Source organism: Halopseudomonas oceani, from assembly GCF_963677335.1.
Taxonomy (GTDB): domain Bacteria; phylum Pseudomonadota; class Gammaproteobacteria; order Pseudomonadales; family Pseudomonadaceae; genus Halopseudomonas; species Halopseudomonas oceani.
Map to the genome: position 1 here is coordinate 2,503,699 of NZ_OY781932.1, position 22,741 is coordinate 2,526,439.

Sequence of the window (22,741 nt, forward strand, 5' to 3'; positions counted from 1 at the left end):
GAAAATGAGGTCACTATGAACACGCTGATTACTGTCGTCACTCTTGTTGGTGAAGCTTGGGCTCTGGCCTCTGGCGGCGCGCGCAGGGAATTGCAAGCGGGAGATCGTCTACTTGCCAGCGAAACGCTGATTGTCGAACCCGGCGCGCAGGTCGATGTCGACTTTGGCGACAACCAGGTGATCAGCTTCGTCGGCGAGCAAAGCATGCCGGTGGAAGACTTTTCCGAGCTGGTTGCACAGGTGTCCGTGCCGCAATCTCCCCAATCGCTGCAGCCGATAGAGTCCCTGACTGCCGAGACGGGTACCGCGGCCCGCAGTGAACCGACCGCCGATGTCCCAGTGACGCTGCAGGGCAGCAAGTTCATTCAATTGGTTCGGATTGCCGAGATCATTGAGTCAGATGGGCTTTCGCCGCTCGCCGTAGCACGTATTGAGGAGACTCTGCGTCCGCTGGATATGGGCTATCCGGCGTATCCTCGTGATATCGATGACTGGCGTGAGCATCGAGGTGGGGACGAACATGGTGAGGGGCTGCCCGCGCGTCGCCCCGGAGTTGATGTGGAGCTGCAGGGGGCCGGGGAAGACGGTATCTACAATGCAGCTGAGATCGGCAGCGATGGCACCGTCTCGGCACTGGTGACGCTGGATGACCAGGTGCGTGCAGGTGACAAGCTGGTGGTGACCGACGGTGACGACAACGTGCTGCTCGAGCGCATGGTTACCGAGCAGGATCTGCTTGATGGCGTCGTAGTTGAAGTGCCGGTAGCGGTTGGTCAAACCGATGTGGTGGTAAAGGCCACTGTGTCGGTCGACAACGGCAATAGTGCTTCCAGTGACGACAACAAACCCGTCGACAACATCGCGCCGGAGCCGCTGGTTTCTGAGCGAGAGGACGCAGATACCGACGTTATTGATCTGGAGCTTGACAGCTATTTCAGTGACAGTTCGCCGATCTCCTACGAGGTGCAAGGGTTGCCACCCGGCTTGAGCTTTGACCCGCAAAGTGGACGTATTACCGGCTCGCTGGATAACTCTGCCAGCCAGGGCGGTGACGGTTCTGATGGTCGCTATACGGTGACCATTGTTGCCACGGATTCTGCTGGAAACGCCACGACTCATGAGCTGGCCTGGACGGTGACCAACCCGGCGCCCACTGCCGCAGACGACACCAACAGCATCGCTGAAGATGGCCCGGCAACGGCTGGCAATGTGATCACTGGCGAAGGTGCCGACAACGGATCGGCCGCAGCGGATTCTGACCCTGACGGGGATGATCTGCTGGTAGTCGGCGTCGAGGCCGGCGCAAGTGGTAGCGACCCGGTCGGCAATGTCGGCGCTACGGTAACAGGGCAGTATGGCGAGCTGGTTCTTAGCGCCGATGGTTCCTATTCCTACGTGCTCGACAACGACAATCCGTTGGTCAATGCGCTGAAGGATGGCGATACCCTGACCGAGGTGTTTACCTATCGAATCTCGGACGGAGAAGGGGGGGAAGATACCGCGACCCTGACCATCACCATCAACGGCAACACCGACGGTGCCCCGGGCGTGAGTGTGGATGACCTGAACGGCGCCGAGGTGGGTGACAACAGCATCGCCGAGGATGCGACGACACCGGTCACCGGCACCTTTACCGTGACTGCCCCGGATGGCCTGAAGCAGATCAGTGTGGGCGGCGTCACCGTCACGGCTGAGCAGTTGGACAATCTGGGCACCACGCCGGTCAATATCACCGGCAGCGAAGGGCAACTGACCCTGACCGGTTTTGATGAAGCCACCGGTGAGGTGACCTACCGCTACCAGCAGAGCGGCACGTCGAAGGATCACAGCGCGGGCGACGACAGCGTCACCGACAGCTTCCCGATCATCGTCACCGACAATGCTGACGAGAGCACCGCGCCGAGTGATCTGGTGATCCTGGTTACCGACACCGCGCCCGAGGCCAACGCGGATACCAACAGCGTTGACGAAGACTCGGGCACGCCCGCGACGGGCAACGTTATCAGCGACACCGGCAGCGGTGAAGATGATGTTGGCGCGGACACCACCACAGTCACCGGCGTCACTACCGGTACTGCCAGCGGCGAACTGACCGGCGCCGTTGGCGGCAACGTAGTGGGCAGCTACGGCACCCTGGTGCTGGGCAGTGACGGTGAGTACAGCTATGTGCTGGACGACAGTAATGCCGACGTCAATGCGCTGAAGGACGGCGACAGCCTGACCGACACCTTCAGCTACACCATCAAGGATGCCGATGGCGACTGGAGCACTACCACCCTGACCATCACCATCAACGGCAACACCGATGGTGCACCGGGCGTGAGCGTGAGTGACCTGAATGGCGCCGAGGTGGGTGACAACAGCATCGCCGAGGATGCGACGACACCGGTCACCGGCACCTTTACCGTGACTGCCCCGGATGGCCTGAAGCAGATCAGTGTGGGTGGCGAGACTGTCAGCGCCGAGCAACTGGACAACCTGGGCACCACGCCGGTCAATATCACCGGCAGCGAAGGGCAATTGACCCTGACTGGTTTTGACGAAGCCACCGGTGAGGTGACCTACCGCTACCAGCAAACCGGTACGGCGAAGGATCACAGCGCGGGCGACAACAGCGTCACCGACAGTTTCCCGATCATCGTCACCGACAATGCTGACGAGAGCACCGCGCCGAGTGATCTGGTGATCCTGATTACCGATACCGCGCCTGAGGCCAACGCGGATACCAACAGCGTTGACGAAGACTCGGGCACGCCCGCAACGGGCAACATCATCAGCGACAGCGGCAGCGGTGAAGATGATGTTGGCGCGGACACCACTACGGTAACCGGCGTCACTACCGGTACTGCCAGCGGCGAACTGACCGGCGCCGTTGGCGGCAATGTAGTGGGCAGCTACGGCACCCTGGTGCTGGGCAGTGACGGTGAGTACAGCTATGTGCTGGACGACAGTAATGCCGACGTCAATGCGCTGAAGGACGGCGACAGCCTGACCGACACCTTCAGCTACACCATCAAGGATGCCGATGGCGACTGGAGCACTACCACCCTGACCATCACCATCAACGGCAACACCGATGGTGCACCGGGCGTGAGCGTGAGTGACCTGAATGGCGCCGAGGTGGGTGACAACAGCATCGCCGAGGATGCGACGACACCGGTCACCGGCACCTTTACCGTGACTGCCCCGGATGGCCTGAAGCAGATCAGCGTGGGCGGCGAGACCGTCAGCGCCGAGCAACTGGCTGACCTGAGCACGACCCCAGTGCTGATCAATGGCAGCGAAGGGCAACTGACCCTGACCGGTTTTAATGAAACCACCGGTGAGGTGACCTACCGCTACCAGCAAACTGGTACGGCGAAGGATCACAGTGCGGGCGACGACAGCGTCACCGACAGTTTCCCGATCATCGTCACCGACAATGCTGACGAGAGCACCGCGCCGAGTGATCTGGTGATCCTGATTACCGATACCGCGCCTGAGGCCAACGTGGATACCAACAGCGTTGACGAAGACTCGGGCACGCCCGCAACGGGCAACGTCATCAGCGACACTGGCAGTGGTGAGGATGACCTGGGTGCCGATGCCACCACGGTCACTGGTGTATCCACCGGTACGGTGACCACTGAGCTGACTGGCTCGGTTGGCAGCAGTGTTACTGGCAGCTACGGCACTCTGGTGCTGGGCAGCGACGGCGAATACAGCTATGTGCTGGACGACAGCAATGCCGACGTCAATGCGTTGAAGGACGGCGACAGCCTGACTGACACCTTCAGCTACACCATCAAGGATGCCGATGGTGACTGGAGCACCACCACCCTGACCATCACCATCAATGGCAACACCGACGGTGCGCCGGGCGTGAGTGTGAATGACCTGAACGGCGCCGAGGTGGGTGACAACAGCATCGCCGAGGATGCGACGACACCGGTCACCGGCACCTTTACGGTGACCGCGCCGGATGGTCTGAAGCAGATCAGTGTAGGCGGCGAGACCGTCAGCGCCGAGCAACTGGCTGACCTGAGCACGACCCCAGTGGTGATCAATGGCAGCGAAGGGCAACTGACTCTAACCGGTTTTAATGAAACCACCGGTGAGGTGACCTACCGCTACCAGCAGAGCGGCACGTCGAAGGATCACAGCGCGGGCGACGACAGCGTCACCGACAGTTTCCCGATCATCGTCACCGACAATGCTGACGAGAGCACCGCGCCGAGTGATCTGGTGATCCTGATTACCGATACCGCGCCTGAGGCCAACGCGGATACCAACAGCGTTGACGAAGACTCGGGCACGCCCGCAACGGGCAACGTCATCAGCGACAGCGGCAGTGGTGAAGATGATGTTGGCGCGGACACCACTACGGTAACCGGCGTCACTACCGGTACTGCCAGCGGCGAACTGACCGGCGCCGTTGGCGGCAATGTAGTGGGCAGCTACGGCACCCTGGTGCTGGGCAGTGACGGTGAGTACAGCTATGTGCTGGACGACAGTAATGCCGACGTCAATGCGCTGAAGGACGGCGACAGCCTGACCGACACCTTCAGCTACACCATCAAGGATGCCGATGGCGACTGGAGCACTACCACCCTGACCATCACCATCAACGGCAACACCGATGGTGCACCGGGCGTGAGCGTGAGTGACCTGAATGGCGCCGAGGTGGGTGACAACAGCATCGCCGAGGATGCGACGACACCGGTCACCGGCACCTTTACCGTGACTGCCCCGGATGGCCTGAAGCAGATCAGCGTGGGTGGTATCACCGTCACGGCTGAGCAGCTGGACAATCTGGGCACCACGCCGGTCAATATCACCGGCAGCGAAGGGCAACTGACCCTGACCGGTTTTAATGAAACCACCGGTGAGGTGACCTACCGCTACCAGCAGAGCGGCACGTCGAAGGATCACAGCGCGGGCGACGACAGCGTCACCGACAGCTTCCCGATCATCGTCACCGACAATGCTGACGAGAGCACCGCGCCGAGTGATCTGGTGATCCTGGTTACCGACACCGCGCCCGAGGCCAACGCGGATACCAACAGCGTTGACGAAGACTCGGGCACGCCCGCGACGGGCAACGTTATCAGCAACACTGGCAGTGGTGAGGATGACCTGGGTGCCGATGCCACCACGGTCACCGGTGTATCCACCGGCACCGTGACCACTGAGCTGAGCGGCTCGGTCGGTAGCAGTGTTACTGGCAGCTACGGCACCCTGGTGCTGGGCAGCGACGGTGAGTACAGCTATGTGCTGGACGACAGCAATGCCGATGTTAATGCGCTGAAAGACGGCGACAGCCTGACCGACACCTTCAGCTACACCATCAAGGATGCCGATGGTGACTGGAGCACTACCACCCTGACCATCACCATTAATGGCAACACCGACGGTGCGCCGCTGCTTACCCCTAACGATGATAACGGCAGTGGCACGGGTATCGAGGCCGCTGGTGATGCGACGGTATACGAATCAGGCCTGACCACCGACGGTCCCGGCATGCAGTCGGCTGCGGTTGCCGGTTCGATCCAGCTGAACACGGCTGATGGTCTCGCCAGTGTGACTCTTGGTGACGGCGCAAACGCGGTTACGTTGACGCTTGCGCAACTGCAAAGCCTCGGTACGACACCACAGCAGATCACCACGCCGTACGGGACGTTAACCCTGACTGGGCTGTCTGCTACCGATTCCGTTGGTGGCGTCCCCACCGTAGCGGAGCTGCAGTACAGCTACACCTTGGACCGTCCCTATGACAATGAGCAGGCTGGCGAAGATGATAACGCCATTGATGCTATTACTGCGGTTGTAACGGATGCGGGCGGGGCGAGCCATACAGACCAGTTGCAGATCAACATCGTCGATGACGCCCCTTCTGTTGGCACCGCTGAGAACGCCTCGGTCACTGAGGCGGGTTTGGCCGGCGGTAGCCGGGAAGGCGAAGGGGGAGCACCGACCAGCGTTTCCGGTGATCTGGATGTGCGGGTCGGGGCAGACAACACGGCCGGCAGCGGTGTCGCTGATGTCACCTTCGCCGCCAATCAGTCCACCCTTGAGGCACTGGGGCTGAGTGCCGGCTATGACGGCTCTGGTGATCCAGTCATGCTGCAGTACGTCATTAGCGCTGATGGTCACACCCTCACGGCGTTCAGCGGGGACGGCCGTAGCGCTGGCGATCAGGTTTTTGTTGTGTCTATCAACGATTCCAGCAGCAGCGATGCTTCCTACACCTTTACGCTAAATCGCCCGTTGAACCATGGCGGCGCGACGTCACTGAATCTGCCATTTGCCTATGACGTGGTGGATGGCGACGGTGACAACGACAGCGGTGATTTTGTGATTGCCGTCGAAGACGATGCTCCGGTCACAAGCAAGAGCATTACCGTTGACGAAGACAGCTTAGCCGGCAACGCAGCCAATACCTTTAACACCAGCGCTGATGCCAACCCTGAAAATACAACGGTTTATGACGTCAATGGCGTCCCGTTGACGGCAACTACCAACGGTGACGGCAGCGTCAGCTACAGTTATCCAGCCGGTACAGACGTCGCGGACAAGCATTTTTTCGGCACGGTCACGGTTAACTCCAATGGCAGTATCACCTTCGTGCCGGAGCCAAATTACAGCAACCACGATGGGGCGGACAGCTTCCGCTATGAGACGGTTAACGGTTCTGATATCGCCTCGGTAACGGTTACTGTAAACGTCACACCGGTTGCCGATGCGCCTCAGTTAAGTACCGATGCGGCTACCGTTACCACGAGCGAGGACGTCGCGGTTGCGCTTGGCCTGAACGCGCCGGCGGTTGTCGACAGTGGTGACCAGAACGGTGCGGGAGTTGCCGGCGACAACCCGGAGCTGCTGGGAGTGATAACGCTCTCGGGTATCCCGGCAGGTGCTGTATTGCTGGATGCCAGCAACAGTGACGCACTGCTATACGAGTCGACCGGTGATGCGATTACGATTGTGATCAGTGATGGCACACACATTAGCGGCATAACGGGCAACACCCTCACCCTGACGCAGCAGCAGTTCGAGGCACTGAAAGTACTGCCCCCCGAGGACGCGCATGAGAATTTCACGGTTGAGATGCGCGTTACCAGCTATGAGGTAGACAACACGGGAACGCCGATACCAGGTGTTGCTGGTGCCGAATCGTCGACCAGCGTTGTCGTCGATGTTGCAGCTGTAACCGACCCTGTGTCGCTCAGTTTTGCTGACGATACCGATACCCGCTCGCTGTCGATTAATGAAGACAGCACCTATGATCTTGCGGCGGCGCTGAAAGTTGAATATCCCGACAATGATGGGAATAGCCTGCCTGATGTTGATGGCAGCGAGGAGCGCTGGTTTGAGATCGCCGGTTTGCCGGAAGGCTCTACCGTAACCACTGCCGACGGCGTGATTGTGGTGACTGCTGCCAATCCGGTGGTCACTGTGCCAGCGGGCGGGCTTTCCACCAGCGCTACCGGGCTGCCGCAGATGGATATCACGCCGCCAGCGGACTACAGTGGCGCTGCGGTAGCGGTCACCGTCACCCTCAAGTCGCAAGACCGGGACGATGACAGCGCTGGTGTTGCACCGGTGGTGGAGCAGGATTCGGTCACCCTGAACCTGCAGGTTGACCCGGTGGCCGATGCGCCGGATGTGGAAGGGGTAACGACCCCTGAAGACACGGCGGTCAATTTCCTGGCCAATGTTTCGCCGGGCGATACCGATGGTTCTGAAGAACTTACCGGCATTACCATCAAGGATATCCCGGCCGGTTGGGTCATCGAAGATCACGAAGGCAATCCGCTGACGCCGTCAGGCGGCCAATTGGTGATTGACCCGGCAGATGTGCTTTCAGGTGATTACAAGTCCTACACCATCAAAGCACCGGACCACAGTAGCCTGGACACTACTCTGACGCTGGATATTTCGGTTCGCGACAACAGCAACGACGGCGCGGTCGGCCCGGCTAACCAGACCTTCACTGACATTCAACTTGAGGTTCAGGTTACTCCGGTTGCCGAGACTGTCGACACCGACTCCAACGATGCAGGTGGCAACGATGTCACTTTGACGCCTGGTCACGACTATCTAACGCCTGGCGCTGAAGACGCCTGGTTCTCCCTGGGGCAGGAGTCAGGATTTAACCTGGCTGACAACTGGAGCAATGAAGACAGCGCCAGTGAAAAGGTGTTCGCGCTGCTGACGCCTGAGCTGGTTGTTGGTGACGGCTCAAATACCGACGCTATCGGTTCCAGTTTCCGTTATTCAACTGATGGCGGTACAACCTGGGTAACACAGGTTTACGGCGGCGACCCGATCGAAGTGCCTGTCGAGTACCTGAATACCCTCCAATTCAAGGCCGCACCGGACTTCTCCGGGTCCTTCTCGATTGATGTTCAAGCCGTTACGCGAGACTACGATGAGGATGATCTGGCAGGCCGCAACGTTGATGAGTTGTCACCTGCCGAGCTGGCCGCGCTGAGCTATAACGAGGCTGTCAGCGGTAACGCAGTGTTGACCAACGTCTTTATTGCACCGGTTGCCGATACTGCGACAACCACAGTAACTGCGCATGTCAGGGGGCTGGAAGATGAGGCGATGCCGCTGTCGATTCGGCCTAGCAGCTCTGACCCGTCAGAAACATTCAATGTCACCATTTCGGCAATTCCGGACGGAACCACGCTGGTCTACGACGGTATTACGCTGACTCAGGATGCGACCGGTCTGCCGGCCGGTTTCAGCATCGTATCGACGGGAGACGGTTCCTGGTCTGTTGCCATCGACGACTTTGACCCGGCCAAGGGCGGGGCCATGACTATTACCGCGCCACCGAACAGTAATGAGCCCTTTACCCTGACGGTTGATACGGTTTCGGTTGATACCCTGACTATCCCGGGCGACCTAAACTCGCCCTATGTCAGCGAGTCTTCTGCCTATCAACTGGATATTCTGGTTTCACCAAAAGGCGTGGCAGACTCAGCGGAACTGACTATCGTCGATCCGGCGGACCAGAGCTTTCAAGAAGCGGATGTCGACGCAAATGGAGGGGTGCCGCTCAATCAACTGGTTACCGGCGCTTCGTTGACCGACAGCGATGGTTCAGAAGTCCTGAGTTTCAAAGTCAGCAACCTGCCCGCTGGCTTCACTCTGATCGGCGGGACGCTGATAGGCGACGGAGTCTGGTCACTGACGGAGGCGCAGCTGCAGACCGCGGTGCTGGTCACTCCGCCGAACTTCAACGGTACTGCGTCGTTTGATCTGTATGCAGTGACGACGGAGAACGACGGCGACTCGTTGACTGATCCGCATGTTGTCAGCGTGAGGGTAGAACCGTCACCGGAAGCGAGTATTAACCTGACCGCCTCCATTGATGAAGATGTCAGTACGGCACTGTCATTCGGTATTCAACATCAGAACGGCGATACCGATGAGCAGCTGGATGCGGTGTGGTTGAGCGCATTGGATGTAGATGGTGCCACTGACTTTACGCTGACCTACGGCTCTGGTGGTGTTTCCCTGGCACAGGCTGTGTCGGACGGTTTACCGGGAATCACGCTGGAAGACGGTTGGTACAAACTGTCTGGCGAGGCGCTCAACAGTATCCACGCCCAGGGGCGCGAGAACTGGAGCGGCTCTGCTGAAATCGATGTCCATTATCTGATTACCGATCCGGCGGCAGATGGCACAGTGAGCGATGTTCAGAGTTCTACCGACGATTCCTACAGCATCACGGTCAACCCGATTACCGACCAGCCGGTGCTGACGGTGACCTCTGGTGCTGATTCCAGTCTGGCGGCGCCGGCAAACGTCGTTGTTGAGCTGAACATTGCTAACCAGGGCGGCGACTATGATGGCAGCGAACAACTTAATCGCATTCTTCTCGACAATGTGCCGGACGGTGTGATCGTAGAGAATGGCGAGTATCTGGGGAACGGTCAGTGGATGCTGGTGCCGGAAACGGCGTTTAACGGCCAGCTTACCCCGTCTGTCACCTTGAGGGTGCAGGCCCGCGCCGGCGGCCTGGATGATCACCAGATAACCGTTACCGTGATCACCGAAGACGCCAACAACGGCCAGCAGCTGAGTGACAGCACCAGCGTCAGCCTGAGTACGACGTTCGCTGAAGGCGAGCCAGCGCAGCCCGCAGAGATTCAGCAATGGGAGCAAAGTGCTTTCGAGCCGACTGAGGACACCGCGTTTTCGCTGGGTGAGGGTATCAATGCGAGCATTGAGGACGGCGTAACCGACAACGGCTTCACTGTCACCCTGACCGACTTGCCAGCGGGCACAACCGTGTCCGGCATGCGCTTGACCGTCATCGACGGGCAGGAGGTCTGGACTGCATCGGGAGTCGGCGGGGACGCTGAGCTGCAGACGCTGCTCGACAATATTGTGGTGACGCCTCCGGCTGACTGGAACAAGCATGACGGCGATTTTGTCTACGACGCCAAATTGACCACCTACGTCCCATCCGGCGGGCGCGCCGAAGCCGCGATTACGATGCAGCAGTCGGTGATTCCTGTCACTGATGACGCAGACGTGTTGATCAGCGCGCCGGCTGTCGCCGAGGGTAATGATGTTGAGATCAGTATCGACCTGTCCAACCCGGCAGATGATCCGAACTGGACGCTGATCGATGGCAATATTTATCTAACGCTGGACGAGCCGACGGCGATGCAGGGCGGTGTGCTGCAGGATTCGTCTGGCAATCCGCTGACGCTGACCAGTGTGAGCGGCGTGAGCGGTGTACCGGACGGCAGCTACTACGTGATCGATGTCGCTGCCGGCGGAAATAGCGTCGACTTGCGCTACACCCCGGTGGACCAGCATGTCAGTGGTTCGATCAACCTCTCTGTCATCTCCCGGGGTCAGGAGCTGGACTCCAGTGTGGTCAAGACCACAACCACAACGGCGACGGCAACGGTTGAACCGGTCAACAGCGGCTACGACTTTTCCGTTGCTGACACCACTGGCGCCGAGAATACGTTTGGGCAGGTCACCGCAAACAAGTCAAATGTTATTCAACTGAACGTAACCGATGGCGGTCTGGTAGATGCAGACGGTTCGGAGGCGGTCGGGACAATTCTGTTGAGCGGTCTGCCCAACGGCTTCCTGGTGTATGTGGGTGACAGCGCCGCCGATGCCACCTTGGCCAGCCTTGGCAGCAACGCTGGCAGCGCTGGTGATGGCACCAATACCTGGTTGTTGGGCGACGGAGAACTTCCCGCATTTATCGGGATCCTGCCGCCAGCCCACTGGAGTGGTACGCTGGAGCAACTGCGCCTGATCGTAAATAGTCAGGAAAGCAGCCTAAGCGAGATTACTGCAACCGAGCAGGGGTTCTCTCTTACCGTTGAGGCTGTGGCCGAGGGGCTGGTACTCACACCTACGCCTAGTTTCGGCAACGAGGGTGAGATTATCCAGCTGAACCTGAACGCCGAGATGAGAGACATCGAGCAGGTTGATGCCACTGACGCGTCGATAGAAACCATCAATCTGCAATTCAAGGGCATGGGAGAGCATGCGGCGTTCTATCTGGATGGTGTGCTGATTAGTGGTACAGAGAACGTCAGCTACGCCGACGGCGTTTACACTCTGGAAGGACTGACCCAGGACGAGGTAAGTCGGTTGGGCTTCGTGCAGAGTGTCGATGCTCTGGGTGAGGTTCAGGTGCGAGCCCAGACGGTCGAGAGTGAGAATGGTGATACCTCGGCATGGACCCACGAGGAGTCTGCTGCCTGGGCTGAAATCACTACCAACATTACGCCGCAATACGGTACGGCCGGTGACGACCAGCTGCTGTGGACTGGATCGCTGATTAATGGCAGAGGGGAAGACGACACCATTCAGCTACGCTTTGATGAGTCGGTCACCGGCAGTGAGCTGAGTGGTTCGGCGCGGAATATCGAAGCCATTGATCTGACAGGCAACGGCGAAAACAGCATTGCCAGCCTGAGTGCGGAAGACGTGTTTGATATGACTGATGCCCGCAATACGCTGCGTATTGATGGTGATGGTGCCGGCGTGGACAGCGTTGAACTCAATGCCTCCAGCGGCTGGACTCTGGATGCCGGGGCCAGCGTGGCTGGTTACGATGTCTACACGGCAACAGTCTCTTCTCAAACGGTTGTGCTGGAGGTGGCGCAGGGCGTGCTGGTGGAGTAATCCACTTGATGGCAGGCTGCGCCACCCCAGGTTCATTGGGATGGCGCAGCTTGTAGTACCGACCTTCGGGCAGGCAGAATGCAGCGTCTTTTGACTCAGAGACAACGGAATGTTGAAACTCGTGCTGCCTGCATTGCTGTCGCTGGTATCGCCCTTGGCTGCTGCCCAGGATGCCGAACCTGCACCATTTGAGCTGTATCACTGGTGGGGCTCCGCCGGAGAGCGGGATGCGGTGACCACTCTGCGGCGGTACGTCGAGCAGCTAGGTGTGCGCTGGGCGGAAAGTGGTCGTGTTCAGCAGGGCAACCTGATTGGCTACCGCCAGACATTGGCGCAGCGAATAGAGCAGGGCGACGGGCCTGACGCCGCGGTTGTTCTCAGTACCGATGTTCGGCAGTTGATGAACTCCAACGCTTTGCTGTTGCTGGACGATGTCGCTGCGGCCAATGACTGGGACGAGGTTGTCCCCACGGCGGTGCAGAGGCTTTCTCGCGTAGAAGGGCATTGGGTCAGCATTCCCATCAACATCCATTCAACCAACTGGATCTGGCTAAACGCGGCGCTAGCACACCAGTTGGATCTACCGGTGCTGGATACCTGGGATGATTTTATTGTTGCGTTGGAGAAGGCGCGGCAAGCGGGTCTTGTGCCATTGGCTATAGGTGATGAGGCGGGGCAGCACATGTTGCTGTTTGAGGCCGTCAGCGCTGGGGTGGGCGGTGCCGAGTTCTATCGGCGGGTCTTTCTCCAATTGAAGCCGACCGAGCCTGACCTGGAGCTGCTGAAAGTCGTATTTGCGCGGATGCGTGAACTACGCGATTACGCTCAAACCCCAGGCCTCGGTTTACGTTGGAACGAGGCAACCGCAATGGTGCGTACCGGGCAGGCTCTGGTTCAGTTGCAAGGCAGCTGGGCTATTGCCGAGTTCAATCATTTTGGACTGGTGGAAGGGCAGGACTACCTTTGCCAGCGTTTTCCAGACACTCAGGGCATGGTGCTTTTCAACAGCGACCAGATAGTTGTGTTCCGTAACCAGAGGACATCGGATTCCGTTCGCGCAGCATTCGCGACTGCGCTAATGAGTCCGGAAGTACAACGTGAACTCAACATCACCAAAGGGGCCGCACCGGCCAGGGTCGATGCCGTAGCAGACGGCTTCTCAGGTTGTGGGCGCAAGGCAATTCATGATGTGCGTATGGGCAACATGCGGGGTACGCTGCTGGAGTCCATTGCCATGAGCGGTGCCAGCCCCATGTCAGTGTCCCATGCATTTTATCCCGTGGTCAGCGGTCACTTCCGGGGAGAAATCTCAGATCAGGAGGCGCTGAGCAGATTGCAGGCTATTTGGACAAGCCCGTGATATGCCGCGACCCGCAAAATACGGCCGGCGGCCGGACCAGGGGCCTGGAGGTATCTAAGTGATGAGTAAGGATGACGGCAAGGGGCTTGGAAAACGCTGCCCGCGCAGGTTCACCGATTGGCGTCCGACGCGCCTGTCGGCGGTGCTGGTGTCTTTGCTGGCGGCTGCCCGCGCAGCGGTAACCGGATCACTCAGGCCATCGTTACCGATCTATCCCGAGTCGGCACAGTTTCGCCATGAGCGCTTTCGCAACAAGGTGTCGCGTGAGCCAATGACGTTTCGGCAGGGTCTGGCGGTCTGGCGTGACTTCCTCTTCAACAAACCGTCAGGAACGGTACCGGGTCGGGCTATATCAGTGCAGCCGTTGGCTCAGGCTGATCTGCTGGCGGCGCCTGACAACAGCGTCTGGCGGCTCGGCCATTCCAGCCTGGTGTTCAAACTCAATGATGCCTTCTGGCTAACCGATCCGGTGTTCAGCAAGCGCGCTTCGCCAGTGCAGTGGTTTGGGCCAAAACGCTTTCATGCGCCGCCTATCTCGATTGCCGAGTTGCCACCGATCAAGGTGGTGGTGCTGTCGCACAATCATTACGACCATCTGGATCACGCTGCAATTCGGCAGCTGCAACACAAGGTCGAGCAGTTCATTACACCGCTGGGTGTCGGCGCGACGCTGATCCGGTGGGGCGTGCCGCCTGGCAAGGTGCGGGAGCTGGACTGGTGGGACGACGTCGAAATCGATGGTGTGCGTGCGACGGCGACACCGGCGCAGCACTTTTCCGGTCGCGGCTTCTCGGACGGCAACCGTACGCTCTGGTGCTCATGGGTGCTGCAACGCCCGGACAGCAAGCTGTTTTTCAGCGGTGACACCGGGTATTTCGACGGATTTCGCGAGATAGGTGAGCGCCTGGGCCCGTTTGATATCGCTTTTATGGAGACCGGGGCCTACAACCCGCGTTGGGAGTATGTGCACATGCTGCCTGAGCAGACCCTGCAGGCCTTCCTCGATCTCAAGGCGCGTTGGCTGTATCCGATTCACAACGGCACCTTTGATCTGTCGATGCACACCTGGGACGACCCGTTTGAACAGATAACCAGACTGGCCGAGCAGCACGGTGTGACGCTGACCACGCCGCAGATGGGGGAACATCTTGATATGTCTGCGCCGCATGGCGGCAGCCAGTGGTGGCGACTGTTAACAGAGTGACGGCCGGGCGTGGGCGCTCAATGTCGTCATGAACAGGGCAGACAAGGTCAGGACAACAAGGTATTTCATCGAAGACTTTTTCCGGGCTGTGCGCGGCGACCTGAGCAGGGGCGCCGCGCCTCAGCTTTTACGGATCAGGTAAATGCCGGCGATCACCAGTGCCGTGCCACCGAGCTGCACCCAGGTCAGCGGTTCGGCCAGCAGCAGCCAACTGAAGAAAATGGTCATGACCGGACCAAGCATCCCCACCAGAACCGTTGGCCCTGCACCAATACGCTGAATCGCGCCGGACTGAAAGAAGATCGGCAGCACGGTCGAGAACAGCGCCATGGCAGCGCAATAGGCGTAGATCGGTAAAGGCTGGATCAGGTCGCTGATCGGGTTGGTCACCACAAAGTGCAGCTGCGCGGCGAGGATCGACACGATCAACGCCAGAATGGAGAACCGCGCAGCCCCGAGCTTGGCGATCGACACTTCGGCAAAGGCGGTATAGCAGGCGTATGACACGGCCGAGGCGAACACCAGAGCAGCGCCGATCCAGGGCGCAATGCTGTCTTCAGCGAACTGGTGGTCGCTGAGAAACACCAGACTCACACCCGCGTAGCAGAGCACCAGGGCGCCGATCAGACGCGGGCTGGCGGTTTTACCAAGAAACAGCAGGCCGATCAGGATGGTGATGGTCGGGTAGGTGAACAGGATTACCCGCTCCAGCCCGGCAGAGATGTACTGCAACCCGGCAAAGTCCAGAATCGACGCGCCGTAGTAACCGGTCAGACCGAGAAAGATCAGCAGCGCCCAATCCTTGTGGTTGAGGCGGGGGCCAGTGCGCAGATAGGCGTAACCGCTGAGCAGGAACATCGGCAGCGAAAACAGCATGCGCAGCGAGAGCAGGGTAATCGCGTCGACGGGGCCGACGAGATAGGCGAGCTTGACGAAAATCGCCTTGAACGAGAAGCCGAAGGCGGCGAGGACGGCGAGCAGCATACCGGTTTGTCGTGGGGTAAGGGCGGTGCGGGTCATGGAGCACTCTGCTGAGTTTGTTCAACTTGTTGGATGCTATTGTGCTTTCGCTGCCTATAGAATTGCGTTTTCCCCACTGAAGCGTTCGTATTTTTCGAATTCACATGAAATACAACCTGACCGACCTGCGATTGTTCATCGCCATAGCCGAGTGCCAGAGCCTCACACATGGGGCCGAACGGGCATTCCTTGCGCCATCTTCCGCCAGCCACCGAATCAAGATGCTGGAGGCGTCGCTTGGTACGGTGTTGTTGCACCGTCGCTCGCGCGGGGTGGAGCTGACACGCGCCGGCGAGATATTTCTGCGTCATGCCCGTCAGGTGTTTGCCCGACTGGAGCAGATGCATTCGGATCTCGCTCCCTTTGCCGAAGGGGTGCAGGGGCATGTGCGGCTGTGGGCCAACACGCACGCGATTCACAGCTACCTGCCGAATGATCTGGCGGCGTTTCTGGCTGAGCATCCGCAGGTCAGTGTGAATCTGGAGGAGCACACCAGCGCCGACATCCTCGCCGGTGTTGCTCGCGGTGACGCAGAAATCGGCATCGTTGCCGGCTACGACGACTATCAGGAAGTTGATCTGGTGCCATATCGGGCGGATCGGCTGGTCTTGATCACCGATCCAGGGCATCGTCTGGCGACAGCCGGTTCATTGGCGTTCGCCCAGGTGATTGGTGAGCCCTTTGTCATGCTGCATGCGGGCTCGGCGATCCATACCTTCACCATGAATACCGCTTCCAACATGGGCTCTCATTTGAACGTGCGCGTGCAGGTCAACAGCTTCGAGGCGGTATGCCGAATGGTTGCCGCTGGGGTTGGGGTTGGTCTGGTGCCGCGTGAAGCAGTCAAGCTGTCGGGCCGCCAGCCGGTATCGATCATCGAAGTGGAAGACGGCTGGGCCCAGCGTGACCTGAAAATCTGCACCAGCAGCAAGGCACCGGTTTCATCGTTCGCCCGCGCCCTGATCGATCATTTGCTCGCTGAATAGCCCCTCAACAGCAGACTGACCAGTCCGGTAATTGGCAGGATCGTCCGCCTTGTGCCCCTTATCAGCGGAGCCAGCCTCTCTACAATGGGGTATCGCCGCGCTGCGCTTGGCGCGGTCATCGCATCGTTCACGTCCACCGATGCCGACAGGTGCCTCGCACCTGCGCGTCGGCCAACAACGACAACAGGGGGCGAGCATGAGTCAGCGTGTGTTATCCGGTGATAGTGAGTACCTTAAAAGCGGCTACGCCAAGGCCTACAAGTCAACGGCGGGCAGTCAGGAGGCGGTCGATGCCGCCGAGCTTGAGCGGCTGCATGCAGCACTACTGCGCGACGGCTATGTGATTCTGGAGCGGATTGTCCCCGAGGTGCAGGTCGAGCAGATCAGCGCCGAGTTGCGCAGCCTGCTGCCCGCGCACTGCGGCCGCAACGATTTCGAGGGCACGCTGACCCAGCGGCTCTACGCGGTGGTTACCAAGACCCTGGCCTGCAACCCGCTGGTGGAACATCCGCTGGTGCTGGGGTTGCTGGATCGGGTGCTGGCACCGAACTATCTGCTGTCGCAGCTGCAGGTAATCAACATTCTGCCCGGCGAGCAGGCGCAACCGCTGCACCACGACGATGCCTTCTACCCGGTGCCGCGTCCACGTCCGCATTTCGGCGCGGCGACCATTATCGCGATGGACGACTTTACCGCTGACAACGGCGCAACCGTGGTTATTCCCGCCAGTCATACCTGGGACGGCCATGCGCCAACGCCCGACGACTGCGCCAGGTCGATCCCGGTGATCATGCCCAAGGGTTCGATGGTGCTGTTTCTCGGCACCCTTTGGCATGGCGGTGGTGCCAACCAGAGCGCCGCGCCGCGTCTTGCCGTGACGGCGCAGTACTGCGAGCCCTGGGTACGTCAGCAGGAGAACTTCAGCCTGTCCGTCCCGCTACCGCGCGCCCGCGAATGCAGTCCGCATATCCAGCGCATGCTGGGATATTCGATCCACCCGCCGTTCATGGGCATGGTCAACGGCATGCATCCTAGGCGGCTGCTGGAAGACAAGCCCAGCTGACCCACTCCTCACTCACTCCTGATCAAGAAGCAGTAACGCTATGGCAACAGAAGGTCTGATTTACCCGCTTACTACACCCGCACTGGGCGCGACGCTGGAGGTGCAGCCGGGCGTGCTGTGGATTCGCATGCCGCTGCCGTTCAGGCTGGATCACGTGAACCTTTGGGCGTTGCGTGATCGCGACGGCTGGACGCTGGTCGATACCGGCGTCTGGACCAAACAGGCGATGGCCGTCTGGGAGCAGCTGTTTGATGAGGTACTTGGGGGGCTGCCGGTAACGCGGGTCATCTGTACTCACCGTCATGCCGATCATGCCGGTCTGGCCGGCTGGCTGGTCGAGCGTTTTGGCTGCGAGCTGTGGATGCCTCATATCGAATATCACGCCTGCAACGCGGCGCGGCTGCAGGGCCGGGAAGCCCCCGAGGTGGAGCTGGCGTTCTACCGTCGTGCCGGCTGGAATGACAGCGCGCTTGCTTACTGGCGCGACAACTACGGTGGTATCTCCAGCATGGTGCACCCGTTTCCCGAGCGCTTCCGCCGTATCGGTGACGGCGACGTACTCAGCATTGGCGAGCACGACTGGCAGGTGATCGTCGGCCAGGGCCATACCGCCGAGCATGCCTGCCTGTACTGCGCGGAACTTGAGTTATTCATCTCCGGCGATCAGGTATTGCCGCTGATTTCATCCAACGTATCGGTACAGGCCCGCGACCCGGATGGCAACCCGTTGGGTGAGTGGCTGACCTCGATGCGCCGGATTCGTGATGTTGTCAGCGATCGCGTGCTGGTGCTGCCGTCCCACAACGCCTGCTTCCAGGGTTTGCACGCACGGATCAATGATTTGGTCGACAGTCAGCAGGCGCTGCTGCACCAGCTGCGCGACGAGCTGCGCGAAGCGCGCCGCAGTGTCGATATTTTCGAGTGTTTGTTTGGTCGGCCGATTGGCATGGATGACGGCATCGTGCTGGCGTTGGCGACCGGTGAAAGCCGCGCCAACCTCAACTGTCTGATTGCGCAGGGCCAGGTCGAAATGCAGCGCGATGCCCATGGCGTGGAGTGGTATCGGGCCTGCGGGCACTAAATCAGGTGGTCAACGCTGGGCGAGCGTGCTTGCGGCCAAGCCGCTCGCGCATCGCGTCGCTGGCGGCCGGCCCCGGCTGCACTGTGCACTGTTCCGGCGCTAGCACACGGCCATCCTCCGGGTCGGTGAAGGCCAACTGCAGGCGCTTGCCGGTGTCACGATCCACCACCTGCACGCTTTCGCCCTCAGCGGCATAGTGGCGATTGCCCCAGTCAACGAAGGCCATCAGCACCGACGCAAAATCCTCACCCTTTGCCGTCGGCACGTATTCGTAGCGCAGCGGCCGCTGGCTGTAAGGCACCCGTTCTAGCATTCCGGCCTCGACCAGTGCGTTGAGGCGTCGGGTCAGCATGTTTGGCGCAATGCCTAAACTCTGTGAAAACGCATCGAACCGACGTAATCCATGCAGGGCATCACGCATTAACAAAATACTCCACCACTCGCCGACCTGATCCAGGCTGCGGGCAATGGGGCATTCGGCGTGGGTGAGCTTCTTTCGCTGCATAAATCTGATCGTCCGGTTGCATACAAGTCTGGTTCAGAATGTTACTTTCATTATGATAGTAACGTCCATCTGCTATTGGACTTTCCCGAAACGAAGGAGCAGGACTCTGATGAACAAGCGCATTGTGGTCACCGGCATGGGCGCAGTATCGCCGCTGGGAACAGGGGTGGAAGCGGTCTGGCAACGGCTGACGGCTGGTCAGTCCGGCATCCGCACGTTGCCCGAAGAGCTGATCGGTGACCTGGCGGTTCGCATTGGCGGCCAGGTACCGAGCGTCGAGCAGGACCCGCAAGCCGGGTTCGACCCGGACTGCTACCTGCCGGCGAAAGAGCAGCGCAAGATGGACCGCTTTATCCTGTTTGCCATCGCCGCTGCGCAGGAGGCACTGACCCAGGCGGGTTGGGCTCCGCAGGACAGCGAGGGGCAGGAGCGTACCGCCACCATCATTGCCTCGGGCACTGGCGGCTTCCCGGCCATGGTCGAAGCGGTGCGCACTACCGACAGCAAAGGTCCGCGCCGGCTGTCGCCGTTCACCATCCCGGCCTTTCTCTGCAACATGGCTGCCGGCCACATTTCCATTCTGCACGGCTTCAAGGGGCCGCTTGGTGCACCGGTTACCGCCTGTGCAGCGGGCGTGCAGGCGATTGGTGATGCGGCGCGGATGATTCGCGCAGGCGAAGCCGACATTGCCATCGCCGGCGGCGCCGAGGCCTGCATTCACCGCGTCAGCCTCGGTGGCTTTGCAGCAGCGCGTGCGTTGTCTGGCAGCCACAGCGATGCGCCGGAAAAGGCCTCGCGGCCGTTCGATCAGGCGCGGGACGGTTTTGTCATGGGCGAGGGCGCAGGACTTTTGGTGATCGAGTCACTGGAGCACGCCTTGGCCCGCGGCGCGACGCCGCTGGCCGAATTGGTGGGTTACGGCACCAGCGCCGACGCCTACCACATGACCGCCGGCCCGGAAGACGGCAGCGGCGCGCGGCGTGCAATGGAGCAAGCGCTCAAGCAGGCGGGCGTTGCCCCGGAGCAGGTGCAATACCTCAATGCCCACGCCACCTCCACTCCAGTCGGTGATCTGGGGGAACTGGCGGCACTCAAAGCGTTGTTCGGTAACAGTGATGGCCCGGCCATCAGCTCGACCAAGTCGGCCACCGGCCACTTGCTGGGCGCGGCTGGCGGCATCGAAGCGGTGTTTACCGTGCTGTCGCTGCGCGACCAGTTGGCGCCAGCCACGCTCAATCTCGATAACCCCGATGAGGCGACGGCCGGGCTCGACCTGGTACGCGGCGGTGCACGGCCGATGCCGATCGAATACGCGCTGTCGAATGGCTTTGGCTTTGGCGGAGTCAACGCCAGTGTGTTGTTCAAACGCTGGGCGTCGTAGATACCGTCTTGGGGGGACTCTGTGCTTGATTAGGTACAGGGGAGGGAGTGCAGAAGGGAAAAGCAGATGGCGCGGGCGGCGGCGTGGAGCCGCCCGCAACCTTTCCGATTTCAGGCCCTGAGGCCCAAACTCAGAACCAGGCGTCTTGCATGTCGTAGGTCAGGCGGTTGCCGGCGCTCAGCAGGCGGGCCTGGCTGGCGAGGCTGGCCAGTTCCCAGTCCATGAAGTAGCGCGCGGCGTGCAGCTTGCCCTGGTAGAAGTCAGCCTCGCTGCCTTCTGCGCCAGCCTCCAGCGCGCGTTCGGCCACCAGTGCCTGACGCAGCCAGATCCAGCCGACAACCACGCGACCAAACAGGTCGAGGTAGGCGGTGGCATTGGCCAGACCCAGATCGACGTCAGCAGCGACCTGTTGCAGCAGATCGCTGCTCACCTGATCCAGAATGCCAACCGCGTCGTTCAGCGCCGCGGCCATGCCAGCGCATTGTTTGCTGGTGCCGGCTTCGGCAATGCTGGCGCGCGCTGCGTCGAGGAACAGGCGGTAGCCCTTGCCGCCGCGTTGGCTCAGCTTGCGGCCCAGCAGGTCGAGCCCGTGGATGCCTTCGGTGCCTTCGTGGATCGGGTTCAGACGGTTGTCGCGGTAGTACTGTTCCAGCGGATATTCGCGGATGTAACCGGAGCCACCAAGGATCTGGATGCCCAGATCGGAGGCGATCACGCCGTACTTGGATGGGTAGGACTTGACCATCGGGATCAGCAGATCGAGCAGCTCGTTGGCGTCTTCACGCTCGGCTTCGGTGGGCGCGGTGTGCGAGTCCTCGAACAGGCTGCTGGCATACAGGCACAGGCTCAGACTGCCTTCGGCGTAGACCTTCTGCTGGAGCAACATACGGCGCACGTCAGCGTGCTGGACGATGCGCACTTGGGTAGACAACGGATCCTTGCTGCCCGGCAGACGGCCCTGCGGGCGTTCGCGGGCGTAGTCGAGCGCGTGAATGTAGCTCTGATAGGCCAGCACGGAGGCGCCGAGGGCAACGCCGATACGGGCTTCGTTCATCATCTGGAACATATACGACAGGCCCTTGTTGGCCTCGCCGACCAGATAGCCGACCGCACCGTCGTTCTCACCGAAGCTCAGTACGGTGGAGGTGGTGTTGCGGTAACCCATCTTGTGCAGCAGACCGGCCAGTGCGACGTCGTTGCGCGCGCCCAGACTGCCATCCTCGTTGACCAGCACCTTGGGTACCAGGAACAGGGAGATGCCCTTGACGCCAGCCGGTGCGCCTTCGATACGAGCCAGCACCATGTGCACGATGTTGTCGGTCAGCTCGTGGTCGCCGCCGGAGATGAACATCTTCTGGCCGAATACGCGGTAGCTGCCGTCTGCTGCCGGGCGCGCGGTGGTGCGGATGTCGCCGAGGGCAGAGCCTTGGCCCGGCTCGGTCAGGGCCATGGTGCCGCTGTAGCGGCCGTCCAGCATCGGCGGCAGGAAACGCTCGCGCAGTGCGTCGCTGGCGAAGCTCTTGACCAGGTTGGCGGAGCCGATGGTCAGGAAGGAGTAGCCGGAAGTGGAAATGTTGGCGGCGCTGAAATATGCAACGCAGCTGCGCAGGATGACTTCCGGCAGCTGCAGGCCGCCGTCTTCTGCATCGTGGTGCGCGGCGTGGAAGCCGGCTTCGGCCAGGGCGTTCCAGGCGGCTTTGGTTTCCGGAATCAGGGTGACCTTTTCACCGTCGAAGGTCGGCTCGTTGGCGTCGCCTTTCTGGTTGTGCGGGGCAAGAAATTCGGCAGCGATGCCGCGGGCGGTTTCCAGCGTGGCGTCGAAGACGGCGCGGTCGTGCTCGGCGTAGCGCGGACGTTGCAGCAGCGCCTCGGTGTCGAGCATTTCGTAGAGCTGGAAGTTCAGCTCGCGTTCGTTCAGCAGCTTGTCGGACATGATGGCCTCGTCGGCAGGGTGGATCACAGGCAGACGTTGTAACAAGCCGGAC

10 protein-coding genes are annotated in these 22,741 nt (G+C 60.5%); 7 read left to right on the forward strand and 3 right to left on the reverse strand.

Annotation, left to right across the window (positions count from 1 at the left end; translation table 11 throughout):
• Positions 1–15: 15 nt before the first annotated feature.
• The 3 genes from ACKPCU_RS11860 (at position 16) to ACKPCU_RS11870 (ending at position 14,720) form a co-directional block, all read left to right on the forward strand.
• Positions 16–12,156, forward strand: coding sequence for a VCBS domain-containing protein (locus tag ACKPCU_RS11860; RefSeq protein WP_321346910.1), 12,141 nt, complete (start codon positions 16–18; stop codon positions 12,154–12,156).
• 109 nt (positions 12,157–12,265) lie between these two features.
• Positions 12,266–13,516 (forward strand): ABC transporter substrate-binding protein, encoded by a 1,251-nt coding sequence (locus ACKPCU_RS11865; RefSeq protein ID WP_321346911.1) that lies wholly within the window; start codon positions 12,266–12,268, stop codon positions 13,514–13,516.
• A 61-nt stretch (positions 13,517–13,577) separates the two neighbouring features.
• Positions 13,578–14,720, forward strand: a complete 1,143-nt coding sequence (locus ACKPCU_RS11870) for an MBL fold metallo-hydrolase (protein ID WP_321346913.1) — start codon at positions 13,578–13,580, stop codon at positions 14,718–14,720.
• A gap of 120 nt (positions 14,721–14,840) precedes the next feature.
• Here ACKPCU_RS11870 and ACKPCU_RS11875 read toward each other — a convergent pair whose 3' ends face one another.
• Positions 14,841–15,740: a DMT family transporter gene (locus ACKPCU_RS11875; protein ID WP_321346915.1), complete on the reverse strand. Its 900-nt coding sequence runs from the start codon at positions 15,738–15,740 to the stop codon at positions 14,841–14,843.
• A 104-nt stretch (positions 15,741–15,844) separates the two neighbouring features.
• Here ACKPCU_RS11875 and ACKPCU_RS11880 point away from each other — a divergent pair, with 104 nt between their 5' ends.
• The 3 genes from ACKPCU_RS11880 (at position 15,845) to ACKPCU_RS11890 (ending at position 18,870) form a co-directional block, all read left to right on the forward strand.
• A complete protein-coding gene (locus ACKPCU_RS11880; RefSeq protein WP_321346917.1) occupies positions 15,845–16,726 on the forward strand; it encodes a LysR family transcriptional regulator in 882 nt (293 codons plus the stop codon).
• 196 nt (positions 16,727–16,922) lie between these two features.
• Positions 16,923–17,789: a phytanoyl-CoA dioxygenase family protein gene (locus tag ACKPCU_RS11885; protein WP_321346919.1), complete on the forward strand. Its 867-nt coding sequence runs from the start codon at positions 16,923–16,925 to the stop codon at positions 17,787–17,789.
• Positions 17,790–17,829: 40 nt separating this feature from the next.
• Complete coding sequence (locus ACKPCU_RS11890; RefSeq protein ID WP_321346921.1) at positions 17,830–18,870, forward strand: MBL fold metallo-hydrolase; 1,041 nt, start codon at positions 17,830–17,832, stop codon at positions 18,868–18,870.
• Between the two features lies 1 nt (position 18,871).
• Here the strand turns inward: ACKPCU_RS11890 and ACKPCU_RS11895 are convergent, their stop codons facing one another.
• Positions 18,872–19,375 (reverse strand): winged helix-turn-helix transcriptional regulator, encoded by a 504-nt coding sequence (locus tag ACKPCU_RS11895; RefSeq protein ID WP_321346923.1) that lies wholly within the window; start codon positions 19,373–19,375, stop codon positions 18,872–18,874.
• Between the two features lie 109 nt (positions 19,376–19,484).
• Here ACKPCU_RS11895 and fabF point away from each other — a divergent pair, with 109 nt between their 5' ends.
• Complete coding sequence (gene fabF, locus ACKPCU_RS11900; RefSeq protein ID WP_321346925.1) at positions 19,485–20,756, forward strand: beta-ketoacyl-ACP synthase II; 1,272 nt, start codon at positions 19,485–19,487, stop codon at positions 20,754–20,756.
• 130 nt (positions 20,757–20,886) lie between these two features.
• Here the strand turns inward: fabF and ACKPCU_RS11905 are convergent, their stop codons facing one another.
• Positions 20,887–22,689: an acyl-CoA dehydrogenase gene (locus tag ACKPCU_RS11905; protein WP_321346927.1), complete on the reverse strand. Its 1,803-nt coding sequence runs from the start codon at positions 22,687–22,689 to the stop codon at positions 20,887–20,889.
• Positions 22,690–22,741 lie beyond the last annotated feature (52 nt).

Coding starts and splice junctions, on each gene's coding strand:
- ACKPCU_RS11860 (WP_321346910.1), top strand. CDS start 16: ATGAACACGCTGATTACTGTCGTCACTCTTGTTGGTGAAGCTTGGGCT.
- ACKPCU_RS11865 (WP_321346911.1), top strand. CDS start 12,266: ATGTTGAAACTCGTGCTGCCTGCATTGCTGTCGCTGGTATCGCCCTTG.
- ACKPCU_RS11870 (WP_321346913.1), top strand. CDS start 13,578: ATGAGTAAGGATGACGGCAAGGGGCTTGGAAAACGCTGCCCGCGCAGG.
- ACKPCU_RS11875 (WP_321346915.1), bottom strand. CDS start 15,740: ATGACCCGCACCGCCCTTACCCCACGACAAACCGGTATGCTGCTCGCC.
- ACKPCU_RS11880 (WP_321346917.1), top strand. CDS start 15,845: ATGAAATACAACCTGACCGACCTGCGATTGTTCATCGCCATAGCCGAG.
- ACKPCU_RS11885 (WP_321346919.1), top strand. CDS start 16,923: ATGAGTCAGCGTGTGTTATCCGGTGATAGTGAGTACCTTAAAAGCGGC.
- ACKPCU_RS11890 (WP_321346921.1), top strand. CDS start 17,830: ATGGCAACAGAAGGTCTGATTTACCCGCTTACTACACCCGCACTGGGC.
- ACKPCU_RS11895 (WP_321346923.1), bottom strand. CDS start 19,375: ATGCAGCGAAAGAAGCTCACCCACGCCGAATGCCCCATTGCCCGCAGC.
- fabF (WP_321346925.1), top strand. CDS start 19,485: ATGAACAAGCGCATTGTGGTCACCGGCATGGGCGCAGTATCGCCGCTG.
- ACKPCU_RS11905 (WP_321346927.1), bottom strand. CDS start 22,689: ATGTCCGACAAGCTGCTGAACGAACGCGAGCTGAACTTCCAGCTCTAC.